Below are 12,680 nucleotides of genomic sequence, written 5' to 3' on the forward strand. Positions count from 1 at the left end.
GATTGATTTAAAGCCCCGCTCGACCGCTTTTCCGGCGATAAATTTTTTCACGGATTCGTTTTCCGGCTTGCCTTGGCGAGAGGCCAGCTTGGTCCACGCGTCGCGGTGTATTGTCATCATGAAACACCTGTGATCGGGACGGGTGCTCACGGCAAATCGCCCTTTCGCCCTATTGCGCATTCCGCCGCTCTGATTCAGTATCTAGTGGTTCGCTTCGCAGACGAGCCCCAAGACCTAGCGGTGCCGGGACAAACCGGTGGGCAGACTGTGGACGGCCTGGGGACTGACGGGGGACGGGAAATCCTGCGAACCCTACCTATATGCAAGACGGACGCACGGCGCTCGACTTGCACGAACATATGTGGAACATTCGGCGATATCACGAATCGTCGGGAAGCCAGCGATTGGGGCGACGAGATGGATTTCAGCAAGGATACCGGGATGACGATGGATAGCGCGGATGCGGCCGTCGACACGATCGACACGGATACCTCGTCGCAGGTCGCGAAGAGCGACAAGGCGGTGCGCATGGACAAGGGGGACGCGGGCTCAGGTACGCTGGTCGACGCTGCGGCATCCGCCATGGCCGAAGCGATGAAGACCGCGACCTCTCCGCAAAACGACAGCAAGCGGGTCAATGCGCGCCGCTTCGATATCGCGACCGACCCCGCGCGCGACGCGAACCTGACCGAATTCGGCAAGGAGACGTTGATCGACCGTTACCTGCTGCCCGACGAGACTTTCCAGGACCTGTTCGCCCGCGTCGCCGATGCCTATGCCGACGATCAGGATCACGCGCAGCGGCTCTACGACTACATCTCGAACCTGTGGTTCATGCCCGCGACGCCGGTGCTGTCGAACGGCGGCACGGGCCGGGGCCTGCCGATCTCGTGCTATCTCAACAGCGTCGAGGACAGCCTGGAAGGCATCGTCGGCACCTGGAACGAGAATGTCTGGCTGGCCAGCCGCGGCGGCGGCATCGGCACCTATTGGGGCCAGGTACGCGGCATCGGCGAGCCGGTCGGCCTCAACGGCAAGACCAGCGGCATCATCCCCTTCGTGCGGGTGATGGATTCGCTGACGCTGGCGATCAGCCAGGGCTCGCTGCGGCGCGGCTCGGCGGCGTGCTATATCGATGTCAGTCACCCCGAGATCGAGGAATTCCTCGAGATCCGCAAACCCAGCGGCGACTTCAATCGCAAGGCATTGAACCTGCACCACGGCGTGCTGCTGTCCGACGCCTTCATGGAAGCGGTCCGCGATGGCGCGGAATTCGACCTCGTTTCCCCGCGCGACGGATCGGTCCGCAAGACCGTCGACGCGCGCAGCCTGTTCCAGAAGCTGGTCGAAACGCGGCTGGCGACGGGTGAGCCCTACATCGTGTTCAACGACACGGTAAACCGCATGATGCCCAAGCATCACCGGGAGCTGGGTCTGAAGGTATCGACCTCGAACCTGTGCAGCGAAATCACTCTGCCGACGGGCCGCGACCATCTCGGCAACGATCGCACCGCGGTGTGCTGCCTCTCTTCGCTCAACCTCGAAAAGTGGGACGAGTGGAACGGGGACAAGCGGTTCGTGGAAGACGTCATGCGCTTCCTCGACAACGTGCTGCAGGACTATATCGACCGCGCGCCGGACGAGATGGCGCGGGCGAAATACTCCGCCGCGCGCGAACGCAGCGTCGGCATGGGCGTGATGGGCTTTCACTCCTTCCTCCAGATGAAAGGGCTGCCGCTCGAAGGGCCGATGGCGAAGGCTTGGAACCTGAAGATGTTCCAGCACATCAGCGCCAAGGCGGACGAGGCATCGATGGTGCTGGCGAAGGAGCGCGGACCGTGCCCTGACGCCGAGGAAATGGGCGCGATGGAGCGCTTCAGCTGCAAGATGGCGATCGCGCCAACCGCGTCGATCAGCATCATCTGCGGCGGCACCAGCGCCTGCATCGAACCGATCCCGGCGAATATCTACACCCACAAGACGCTGTCGGGCAGCTTCATCGTGAAGAACCCGTATCTCGAAAAACTGCTGCGCAAGAAGAGCAAGGATTCGACCGCGGTGTGGAACTCGATCCTCGAGCGGGGCGGATCGGTGCAGCATCTCGATTTCCTCACGGCCGAGGAAAAGGCGGTCTACAAGACCAGCTTCGAGATCGATCAGCGCTATCTGCTGGAATTCGCGGCCGACCGGTCGCCCTATATCGACCAAGCGCAGTCGTTGAACCTGTTCATCCCCGCCGATGTCGATAAATGGGACCTGATGATGCTGCACTTCCGCGCGTGGGAGAAGGGCATCAAGTCGCTTTACTACCTGCGCTCGAAGAGCGTGCAGCGCGCCGGCTTCGCTGGCGGGGTGGAAACCGACAACACCCCCGACGCGGCGAAATACGAACTCGCCGCGGGCGACGGCGCGGAAACCGATTACGAGGAATGCCTCAGCTGCCAGTGAGATTTCGGTAGTCCCCAAGCGGGTTCGAATTAAAGACCCCCCCACTCCGGACAGGATGCGGGGGGGGGCGTTTGGGTGCACGACTTTCAGTCGGAGCCGGCGCGGATACCGGACACGACCACCGCGCCAACCTGTCTCGAATTCGTGCGGCCGTCTGATCTTTCGTTGCATGCTCGCCCTCGACAGGACAGGAAGAGCGTCGATGCGGGCGACCCCAGCATAGGGCGCGAGTCAGTCTGGGGATTTGCATGAACGACGTCGGTTGCCGTTCGACGGGATGCGTCACGTTGTGACAGGCCCGCTGTCCCTCCCACACGGCCTCGCCATCGGTCCCGGCACCTTCCGGGTGATCCTCGCCGCATTCGTGGTGGCGAGCCATCTTTCGAACTTCGAGATCGGGCGTCCGGCGGTGTTCGTGTTCTTCTCGCTGTCCGGATACTGGATCAGCGCCATCTACGACCGGCGCTACAGCAAATATCCGACGCTGTGGATATTCTACCTCTCGCGCTTCCTGCGCATCTGGCTGAGTTTCGCCGCCGCTTTCGTGTTGGCGCTGGGCGTATTCGCGCTGGTCGGAGAGCCCCGTCCGCCCATCACCCTGGCGGGGCTGGCGCTGTTCGGCATCGCGTCCAACCGGCTCGACGTATTGGGAACCGCGTGGTCGCTCGACCTAGAAATGCAGTTCTACCTCCTATTCCCTCTGCTGTGGCTCCTCGGGGCGCGCATCCGCAGCCGGGCGGTCATCGCCGCGGGCGTGATCGCCGTCACCGCCTTCGGCTGGTTTTTGCGCGAAGGGCCCGGCCTGTGGACGGCCCTCGCCTATGCCCCGTCGTTCGTACTCGGCATGGCGATCTACGCCACGCGCTGGGCACCTTCGCGGGGCCTCGTGCTCGCGGGCTTGCTGGCCTTTGGCGCGGTGGGTGTGCTGGTATTCCTTTCGCCCGTGCTATCGGCCCTGTTGATCAAGAGTGATCCGGGCCCGATCGACGAAGATATCTTCGGGCAGCTGTGGGTCGTGTTCCTGTTGCCCTTCGTCGCCTGGAACGTGCGACAGCAGAGCGGGCCCATCGATCGGACGCTCGGCAACTTCTCCTACCCGCTCTACATCATCCATTGGCCGGTTGTCGCCTTGCTGCTGCCATCGCTCGCCGCCTATGGACTGGCTGGAAAGGTGGTGGTGCTGGGCGCGATCCTGATGGTCGCGATCGCCTTCTACGTCCTGGTGGACAGGCCCGCCGAAAGCCTCCGGACCCGCCTGTTGGGCGCTGCGCTGGAGAAAGTGGGATGGCAACCGGAGCATGCTTCACGCGCCGTCCGCGGCCCCCCGCTAGGTATCGATCGCGACGGCGCTCCGTGACGGCAGCACCAGCGGGACGTAGCGGGAATAGAGCGACGCGGTGAACGCCTGCGCGTACCGCAAGGCGACGCCCGCCAGTACCGACAGGAGCAGGATCACCGCCAGATTGTCGTAGTGCCAGACGAACAGGAACATGTGCACGACGATGTTGTGCGCCAGGTAAATCTGGAAGACGGCTCCGGCGATTTCGGTCACGACTCGGCGTGCGATGCCCGGCAGCGCGAGGCGGGGCAGCCATAGCAGGATCAGGGCCGATCCGACGAACCAGACGATCTGTTGTGGCATCTTGAGATAGGCACCGGATTGCCCCTGGGAAATCGTGGCGATCGCGATGGCCATCGCAATGGCGAGGACGCTGAGTATCGTCTTTTGCGTGCGATCTTTCGCCAGGCCCACGCACCACCCGAAGGCGATGAACCAGAACAGGAATTCGGGCAGGCGGAAGGCGAGATCCGGTCGCGGAAAGGCGATTTGCGAGACGAGGCCGACGGCGCTTGCCACAACGAAGAAGCCCAGCCCGAATGTCCATGGCGATCGCGCGGCGAGGGTGCGAACCGGCCTAAGGCAAAACAGCACCGTCAGGATCAGCAGACATTGTGCGACCAGCTCCAGAAACCAGTACGGTTCCATCAGATTGCCGAACCGGCCGGTGAAATTGCTTACGAGGAAAAAAGCGGGCCAGTCGTACTGACCGGTGCCGACACTGTAAGCGATCAGCAGAGCGTAATAGGGCAGGATGATCCGCAACAGGTAGTTGCGCAGCGGCACCAGCCGATCGAGGCCGGTCAGATGGGCACCTTGATACCGCAGGAAGTTTAGCCCGAACAGGACGAGCAGGACATTCGCACCCCCGCCGACCAGCCAGGTATCGGAAGCGTGGTTGATTACCACCGCGAGGATCGCAGCGGCGCGCACCAGGATATCCGATCCGAAGGTTCGCGGCGTCCACCAAGAGCGGGTGCCCTGCCCTGCCCGCGGGAGCGCCGAAAGCTCGTCGATCGTCTTGTCCTGCCACTCCAGCGGAAGCTGGCGGAGGATTTCCTCCAGTCCGATCGACGCCTGGACGTAAGTCAGCGAATCGCCACCCAAACTGACGAAGGTGTCATCGCCTGACAGCGATCTGCCGGGGAAGATGTCGGCGAACAGCTCGCGAACGGTCCGGTTGTCTTGCGGCTCCGATTGATCCGCTCGTTCGCTCGCCGCGGCGATGATGGTTCCGTAATTCGGTTTCCCGGTGGGCAGGCGCGGTATCTCGCCGGTTGCGACGTGGATCGCGGTTTCCGGCAGCTTGAGCCGACTGGCGAGCCACGCCCGCTCTGCGTCGGCGTCGTGGCCGGCGGGCAATACCATCGCCAGCATGCGATCGTCGCCCGCCGCGACAGCTTCGATCCCGCGATCGCGGTAGAGTGCTTCCACGTCGTCGAGCCCGATCCGCAGGCCGAACAGCTTCACGAAGCGGCTCATCCGCCCGACGATGCGATAAAGCCCGGCCTCGTCTCGCATGGCGATGTCGCCGGTATGCAGTTCCTCGATCTCGCGACCCCGCGCCAGATCCTGGGGGCCTTGCGCATATCCCAGCATGACGTTCGGGCCGCTATATACCAGTTCCCCGGCTTCGCCTGCCCGCTCGATCGTTCCGCCACTGCCGTCGGCGAGGCGAAATTCCCCGCCGGGGATCGCGCGACCGATGGCGTCCGGATTTTGCAAAGCGAGCTCGGGCGGCAGATAGGCCATGCGCGCGGTGGCTTCGGTCTGCCCGTACATCACGAACAGCTTTGCCCCCTGGTCACGCGCGCGCGCCGCCACGCTCTGGACTTTCTCGGGCCCGAGACGTCCCCCGGCCTGGGTCAGGGTATCGATGGATGGCGGCAGCCGGTCGAGGAAGCCGCTCTGCTCCATCAACTCGTAGCTGTAGGGCACACCCGCGACGCCGGTCACTTCGTAGCGCTCGCAGAGAGAACGAAACGCGGCGTCGGCCACGGATGCGTCGGTCAGGACGATCGAGCCACCGGCCACCAAGTGCGAGGTTATGACAGACAGCCCATAGCTGTAATGCAGTGGCAGCGACGTGATCGCGCGCGATCCTGCGCCCAATTCCAGATAGGTCGCGATAGAAACCGCGTTCGCTTGAAGCGAGGATAGCGACAGGCGGACCAGCTTGGGCGATCCGGTGGAACCGGAGGTGGACAGCATCAGCGCCAAGTCGTCGTGCAGCGCGACCGGCGCGGCTTGGGTGTGCTCGACCGAGGGCGGCAGCACGTCGTCGGTCCCGGCACGGATCGCGAGACCGGGGGGATAAGTGGATGCGATCGAGGCACCGGCTGCACCGCCACCGGTCAGCATGACGGGGTAACCGGCCTTCAGCGCGGTGAGGAGCGAGATCACGGTGCGAACGTCGTTCTTCGCTTCGAGCATCATCAGCATGCGGTCGGGGCCGAGCGCCCGTGCGGTATTCTCCACCGCTTGCGCCAGTTCGGCATAGGACCATTCGCGCCCGTCTGCACCGATCAGCGCGATCCTGCTGCCGAACCGGGAAAGGTCGCGAAGATCGGCGTAGTCCGTCATGCTCGTACCGGGTGCCCCCATTCGTCGTTCGACGTAGCGCCCGGTCGCCCGTTACCGAGCTTCGGCGCCGATCGCCATAGAGCGGGCACCGTATCCCGACTCCGGCCCGATATGCCCGTCGGGAAATTCGCCCATAGCGATGCTCCCGCCAAGTATCGCCTTATTTCGTTCAGCGCGGCGCTGTCGACAAATTAGTGTCCCTCAGTCCCGATCGCGAACACTTGCCCGCCCACTCTTGTCGGATGAACGACCCCGTGCAATGGCGACAGCCAAAGGCCGAAGGGGCACCGTCGAAGTGCGAACTGCAATAAGACAAGTGCGATCCAAGTATCGCGAACTCAACGAGCGTTTTCGTTACGGGCTGACCAGCCGCGACGCCTACGATGCGATCATGGTATCTTATGGCGGGAGCGGGACGACCTTCATCCTGCAATATCTCTCGCAATACCTCGCGGTGAACAGCTGGGACAGCCACAACGATGGCATCAAGCACGCGAACCGCCCCGATCACCCGATTTTCGAACCGCTGCAGATCGGCAAATGCGTCTATGTCTATAGCGATCCCATCCAGGCCGTGCTCTCGCTGTTTCGCCGCGACTTCCAGTCGCACATGTCGCTCAAGCTGACGGACGAGGACTATTCCTCGGTCCGCGAATACAATCGCCGGACGAAGGGGCAGGGCGAGAGCTTCACGCTGGAGGACATGCTGGATGCAGGCGAGGACCGGTTCGGCATCATCAGCCACTGGCGCAACTGGAACGACATTCCGGTTCGCTTCCCCACGCTGTTCGTGCGGTTCGAGCACCTTTACGACAATCTTCCGGCGTTCTTCGATTTCCTCGAGCTGACGGAAGAGCAGCGCCAGGCATTCCCGCCGCAGCGCAAGCGCCTGTCTTCGGTCTCGCAGGTCGACGACGCGGCGCGCAATGCCCTGCGCGCGATCTACGGCGAGGTGCATGACGAGATGGAGCAGCTGCCGCCGGTCTATCGGCGCGGTTAACCCGCTGCGGTTACTTGCCGCGGCGATACCTCTCCCTCGACCTCGTAGCCGAGTTCCGCCAGCGTGAAGGGGCAGAACCGCTGCATACGCGCGTTCGACGTTCCGAAGCGACCGCCGACCTGGTCCTGCACCTGGCTTCGCAAGGTGCGCGTCGCGCGCCCGTTGCCGAGTTTCCAGCGATAGCCCAGGCTCATCAGCGCCGCGCCCAGGGGCTCGATCGGCAATACGGGATCGTTGTCCATCGGACTGCGGCGGAAGTGCGAGGCGAAGCGCAGGATGGGCAGGCCGCTCGCCGGGGGGCTGCCGCCGGCGCGTTCGGCGCGCGATATCGATACGCCTTCGGGTGGTGCCTGACCCGTGGCGAAGCGCAGCAGCGCATCGAAAAACCCGTCGGGATCGCGGGCGAGCACTTCCTGCGGCAGGACGAGCACGTTCTCCTCTCCGTACAGCATGCCGTAGTGTTCGATCAGGTGGTGATAGGCGAGCTGCCGGATGTCGAAGAAGGTGTAGCCCGGTTCCGGCTCGAACGTCAGGAATTCGGCGAACGACTTCCTCCCGCCGCGTTTCACGAACTGCATGTAGGAGGCGCGCAGGGTGGCGGGTTGCGAGCGGACAGTGAAGAGAATCTTCGCTGGGCCTGTTATCGCTCCCAGCCGATCGGCTATCGTGCGGCTCTCGCGCTGGCCGGTGGTGCGTGTTCCGCACAGGACCTCGGACGAGAGGACATCGACCAGGCCATCGCGCCCATCGCTGCGACTGCGATCGAGCACCGCGCGGGCCGCCTTCGGGTCGAAGTCGAAATCGTGCGGCTTCACGATGGCGCGGAAAGCCTCTTCGTGAGACAGCGTCATGTGGAACAGGCGGCGGTCGGTGAAGACTTCCTCCTGCAGCCAGCTGGTTCCGGTCTTGTGAAATCCGGGATGTATCAGAAGCGTCATTTACAATCCTAACTGGATTTCAGGCGCGAGCCCTGTATCGGCTCGCATACGGTTATATCGAGCCGTGGCCCTGGTGAAGCGTCGTCGAACGCGAATCGAGACCGAGTCGGACCAACGAGCTGAAGTGACGATGAAGAAATCGCCGATAGCCTATGTCAGGAATCATTTAGATTCCTTGATCTCGATCGCAATTCGCGTGGCGGGGGTCGGGCTCGGCTTCGTCGTCACGTTCTTCATCGGCCGGACCATGGGTCCGGAGGCGAACGGGCAGTACGGCATAATCACGCAGACCGGCATGTTCCTCTCGATCGTGTGCGTCGGGGGCATCGACCTGTCGGTGGTGCGCAGCTTCTCCGCCGCCACTGCCCACGGCGTGCTGCCGTCGCGGCACTCCCTCACGCGGCTGTTTGGTTATGGCTTGGCGCTGATCGTCGTCCTGTGCATCGCGATCCTGATCCTGCACGATGTCGTCACCGAGCAGCTGCTCGACAACTCGGCGGTGCCCGGCGCCCTGCTGTTCCTGTGCGCGATCCTGTTCTCCCGCGCGGCGACCAGGCTGACCAGCAGTATCCTGCGTTCGCAGAAGGTCTACATCTTTGGCCAGGTCGTGGAGGTCCTGATCATTCCCGGTATCGTCATCGCGGGGATGATCCTGGGCGTCACACGAACGCTGTACGAGATCCTGGCGTTCACTGCCGTAGCGGGCCTCATCGCGGCGGCGATCGGGGTGGCGGCGTCCTATCGCAAGACGAGCGCGGCACCCGGCGCACTGGATATTCCGATGCGCCCCCTGCTGAAGCGTGCAGGGCCGCTATGGGGCGTGGCGGTGTCCAAGAACCTGAGCGACTGGTACAGCCTGGCAGTGGTGGCCGCGAGCCTCTCGCTCTACGATGCGGGGGTGTTCCGCGTGGCGATGCAGGTGGCCACCGCGCTGCCGATCATCACCATCGGCATCTTCAGCGTTTTTTCGCCCCAGATCGGCGCCGCTCATGCGCGCGAGGATTACGCGGCGATCGCCAGGCTGGCGCGGTCCGCCACGCTGCTTTCCACTGTCCTGGTCATTCCCTGCGGGGTATTGGTGCTGCTGCTGGCACCCCAAGCGTTGGCGTTCATTGGCCCCGAATTCCGTGAGGGCTCTACCGTGCTGCAAGTCCTCATCATTGGCCAGATCTGCTATGTCTGCACCGGACCATCCGGTCTCGTTCTGGCCATGACGGGGAATGAACGGATCAATCTGATGCTCACCACCGTCAGCCTGGTCGCCCTGCTGGTGGGGCTGCCGTTGGCAGCGCAATATTCGGGCCTGCTGGCGATGGTGATCGCGATGTCGGTGATCCTCGTCCTGCGCAATATCGCCAGCCTCGTCGCCGTGCGACGGCTTACGGGTGTTTCCATCCTGGCGGGGCGATATCACCCCGCCTGAAGCCGTGGCTCACTCTGCGGGCTGGCGCTTGAAGGTGGGAATATCCAGCATCTCGAGATCCTTCACGCTGCGCACCTGCAGGTTCAGCAGCGAGTAGAACAGGCCGACCAGGATCGCCAGCAGAGCCCCCATTCCGAAGGCAGCCGGGATCGCGAAGCTCGTGTTGGGATAATAGACATTGCCGGTGGCGGTGGGTTCGTTGTCCGCCTGCGCCCCGGACTGGATGGTGCCGGTGTCGAACTGCGCGTTCGAGGCCGATTGCTGGAGGCCGCGATATTCCTCCTGCAGGGCGCGCAGCTGGGTGTAATACCGCTTCGCCGTCGCGATATCGTCCGTCTTGGCGAGATATTCCGCCCGGATTTTGTCCAGCGAGGGTTCGCCGGCCGCGGGGTTGGCGGCCGGTTTGGGTTGCGTGCTCTCGAATGTCGCGATCGATTGGCGCAGTGCGTCGCGTTCCTTGATCAGACTCTGCAATTGCGGATGGTTGGGGCCCAGCGTTTTCGACAGCGCGGCGATCTGACCTTCGATACTCGCCAGGTTCTTCCGCTCCGGCGACAGGACGGGAGCGACCAGGTTTTTCGTCTGCGCGGGCACGAACGCGGATGTCGCGTTGCGCAGGCGGATTTCCGCCAGGGCGACGCCATCCTGATTGAGCATGACCCCGGTTCGCTTGCTGAAATCCGCCGATTCCTTTTCGAGCGCGCGGATCTGCGATTCCAGGGCTGTCTTCCGCTGGTCGACGAAGCCGACCTGGTCGCGCGCGTCGTCGCGACGCCGATCGAGGAGATACTGGATGAAAGCGTCACGCACCATTCCCGCCATCATCTTGGAATCCTGCGGATCGAAACCTGCATAGACGATAACGAAGCCCGCACTGCCTTCCTGGAACTGGAGCGAGATATTGCCGCTGATCCGCGACGCCAGCCATGACCGGAAATCCAGCCCCGTATTCTTCCCGGAGGCATTGTATTGCTGAGCGAGTTCGTTGGATGACGTCCAGTTGAGGGCATCCACGACCCGCCCGGTCACCCGATAGTCCTTCACCAGTTCCGCCTGCGACCGGACGTAGGTGTCGATCTGCTTGTTGGATACGCTGTAGCTGCGCTCCTCGGAATTCAGGCGCGAATCCATCGAAACCTCGGCCGTTCCCGCATATCGCTTGGGCAGGAAACGCGAGGTGCCGAGCGCGGTGAGGCCGCAGATCAGGCTGGACGCAAGGATGAACCAGCGCAGCTTCCAAATCTGGCTGAAAATCTGGGTAATGCCCATGTCAGTCTGCCACCTGTGGGGCCTTGATCGGCTGGTTCGCCCGCTGGATCTGCCAGCAGAGCGCGGTAATCGCGCCGAGGAACATGAACATCAGGGGATGGTTTTCCTGCTGGGCGAAGACCGACTTCACGATCACAAAATTCAGGACCGAGATGATCAGCGGTATCAGCAACAGATGCTCGCGGGTGCGATAGGCGAAAAGATTCTTCGCACCATAGCCGGCCGAACTCAGGAACATGCCGAAATAGACGAGGAAGCCCAACACCCCGAATTCGAGGCCGATTAGCAGGTAGTAGGTGTCGATGGTGAGGCCGCCGCCCAGGTTACGGTAATTGAGCTCGCGCGCGCCGCGACCGATCCCCCGGCCCCACGGCTCGGCCCAGATCAGCGGCATGCCCCGCTGCACCTGCGCCTCGCGCGCCTGGCTGCTGAACGATTGCGCCTTGGTACCCCAGACCATTGCCTGGATCCGCCCGACGAAGAACGTCGAGGCGATGAAGGCCGCGAACACGGCCGGGTAGGCGAGAGTCAGCGCGGGGCCGATGATGCTCTCTTTCACGCGCGACCAGCGAAGCACGGACCATGCGGCAAGGAAGAGCAGGAACGACATGAAGAACCCGACCGCGCCCAGGCGCGAATCGGTGCGTTGAATGGACAGGAAGATGAGCGCTAGGGTGGCCGCCGCTGCGAGGCGCACGAACCATCGCCTGCCGAAGATCAGGAAGAACAGGATGAACGGAGTCGACAGGGCGAGATACTCGGCAAAGCCAAGCGGGGTCGTGAACTTGCTTTGCACCCGGTAGATGCCTGTGGTGGAGCGCGACTTCGCGGACAGGATGTTCTGCACCGCGGGATCCTCGATCCGCAGGAAGTCGGGAATATGGCCCGCCCATACAACAGATTGCAGGCGCCATTCCTGTAAGCCGATGACCGTCGTCACCATCACGAATATCCAGATGATGCAGGCCAGCTTGTAGACGTTGCCCTCCTTCGAAAACAGCCAGGCAGAGGCGAAGAAGATGAGGAACCAGTAGAGATAGGCGACCACGAGCTTGTTCAACGAGGTCGTGGGATCGGCGGAAAAGGCCAGGCTTACGGTTGCGATCAGCGCAAACGTTAGCACGAGCACGGTGGTGATGGGCGTAGCCCTCAAGGTCTCGGACATATGGGCGCGAAACGCCTTCGACACCGACAGGCTGATGAGGAACACCACGGCCAGGGGGACGCCTGTCAGGCGGATCGCGGTGATCCACGGCAGGCCGGGGAGGGCAAGCGCGAGGTAGTCCGGCCAAGCGAGGAGCGCGATCACGAAGCCGAAGGTGAGGAAACTCACCCAGCGTGTGGGCGGCCGTTCGCTGTCGGGCATCGCCCAGATGATCAGCAGGACGAGGATCGAAAGTGGAGCCATCAGCGGCAGCAGCGCCGACGGGCCGAAATATGTGAGGGCCCCGCCGAAAAAGATCAGCACCCCGGCATAGAGCGCCATCGCGAACAGCGTTCGCGGCCGCAGTCGTTGCGGCTGCCGGTAGCCCGCCAGGACGGGTGCGCGAGGTTCGGAAGAACGCCGGCCGAAGGGAAGAGAGGGGAGTTTCATGCTAGGTCTCGCTCTTCCCTATGTCCCTGATAAACCGTCGCATGCAAGCGGGTAAGCGCGTAGTGGAGCTGAAGGCGATGGTGCGT

The 12,680-nt window shown here is 63.1% G+C and carries 8 protein-coding genes; 4 read left to right on the top strand and 4 right to left on the bottom strand.

Going from position 1 to position 12,680, the window contains the following annotated elements; translation table 11 throughout:
• The first annotated feature begins 417 nt into the window (after positions 1–417).
• Positions 418–2,448 (top strand): ribonucleoside-diphosphate reductase subunit alpha, encoded by a 2,031-nt coding sequence (locus MKP08_RS04740; protein ID WP_256969999.1) that lies wholly within the window; start codon positions 418–420, stop codon positions 2,446–2,448.
• Positions 2,449–2,737: 289 nt separating this feature from the next.
• The gene (locus tag MKP08_RS04745) at positions 2,738–3,805 is read left to right on the top strand and encodes an acyltransferase (RefSeq protein WP_241555111.1); all 1,068 of its coding nucleotides are present in this window, start codon (positions 2,738–2,740) and stop codon (positions 3,803–3,805) included.
• Here the strand turns inward: MKP08_RS04745 and MKP08_RS04750 are convergent.
• Positions 3,776–6,370, bottom strand: coding sequence for an AMP-binding protein (locus MKP08_RS04750; protein ID WP_241555112.1), 2,595 nt, complete (start codon positions 6,368–6,370; stop codon positions 3,776–3,778). The two genes, MKP08_RS04745 and MKP08_RS04750, sit on opposite strands and share 30 nt — an antisense overlap.
• Before the next feature lie 316 nt (positions 6,371–6,686).
• Here MKP08_RS04750 and MKP08_RS04755 point away from each other — a divergent pair, with 316 nt between their 5' ends.
• A complete protein-coding gene (locus tag MKP08_RS04755) occupies positions 6,687–7,370 on the top strand; it encodes a hypothetical protein (RefSeq protein ID WP_241555113.1) in 684 nt (227 codons plus the stop codon).
• Here MKP08_RS04755 and MKP08_RS04760 read toward each other — a convergent pair.
• The gene (locus MKP08_RS04760) at positions 7,367–8,308 is read right to left on the bottom strand and encodes a hypothetical protein (protein WP_241555114.1); all 942 of its coding nucleotides are present in this window, start codon (positions 8,306–8,308) and stop codon (positions 7,367–7,369) included. The genes MKP08_RS04755 and MKP08_RS04760 overlap by 4 nt on opposite strands.
• Positions 8,309–8,483: 175 nt before the next feature.
• On the opposite strand from MKP08_RS04760, the gene MKP08_RS04765 reads away from it, so the two are divergent.
• A complete protein-coding gene (locus MKP08_RS04765; protein ID WP_241555115.1) occupies positions 8,484–9,731 on the top strand; it encodes a lipopolysaccharide biosynthesis protein in 1,248 nt (415 codons plus the stop codon).
• A 9-nt stretch (positions 9,732–9,740) separates the two neighbouring features.
• Here the strand turns inward: MKP08_RS04765 and MKP08_RS04770 are convergent, their stop codons facing one another.
• Together MKP08_RS04770 and MKP08_RS04775 are read right to left on the bottom strand one after the other, a co-directional pair.
• Positions 9,741–11,000 carry a Wzz/FepE/Etk N-terminal domain-containing protein gene (locus MKP08_RS04770; protein ID WP_241555116.1) on the bottom strand — a complete coding sequence of 420 codons (1,260 nt, stop codon included), beginning with the start codon at positions 10,998–11,000 and terminating at the stop codon, positions 9,741–9,743.
• Between the two features lies 1 nt (position 11,001).
• A complete protein-coding gene (locus MKP08_RS04775; RefSeq protein ID WP_241555117.1) occupies positions 11,002–12,594 on the bottom strand; it encodes an O-antigen ligase in 1,593 nt (530 codons plus the stop codon).
• Positions 12,595–12,680: the final 86 nt, after the last annotated feature.

Origin of the sequence: Erythrobacter sp. LQ02-29 (assembly GCF_022576075.2) — a bacterium.
Classification (GTDB): Bacteria; Pseudomonadota; Alphaproteobacteria; order Sphingomonadales; family Sphingomonadaceae; genus Alteriqipengyuania.

What these genes read in the sequence shown, in the direction of transcription:
- MKP08_RS04740 (WP_256969999.1), top strand. Translation starts at nt 418, where the DNA reads ATGGATTTCAGCAAGGATACCGGGATGACGATGGATAGCGCGGATGCG.
- MKP08_RS04750 (WP_241555112.1), bottom strand. Translation starts at nt 6,370, where the DNA reads ATGACGGACTACGCCGATCTTCGCGACCTTTCCCGGTTCGGCAGCAGG.
- MKP08_RS04760 (WP_241555114.1), bottom strand. Translation starts at nt 8,308, where the DNA reads ATGACGCTTCTGATACATCCCGGATTTCACAAGACCGGAACCAGCTGG.
- MKP08_RS04770 (WP_241555116.1), bottom strand. Translation starts at nt 11,000, where the DNA reads ATGGGCATTACCCAGATTTTCAGCCAGATTTGGAAGCTGCGCTGGTTC.
- MKP08_RS04775 (WP_241555117.1), bottom strand. Translation starts at nt 12,594, where the DNA reads ATGAAACTCCCCTCTCTTCCCTTCGGCCGGCGTTCTTCCGAACCTCGC.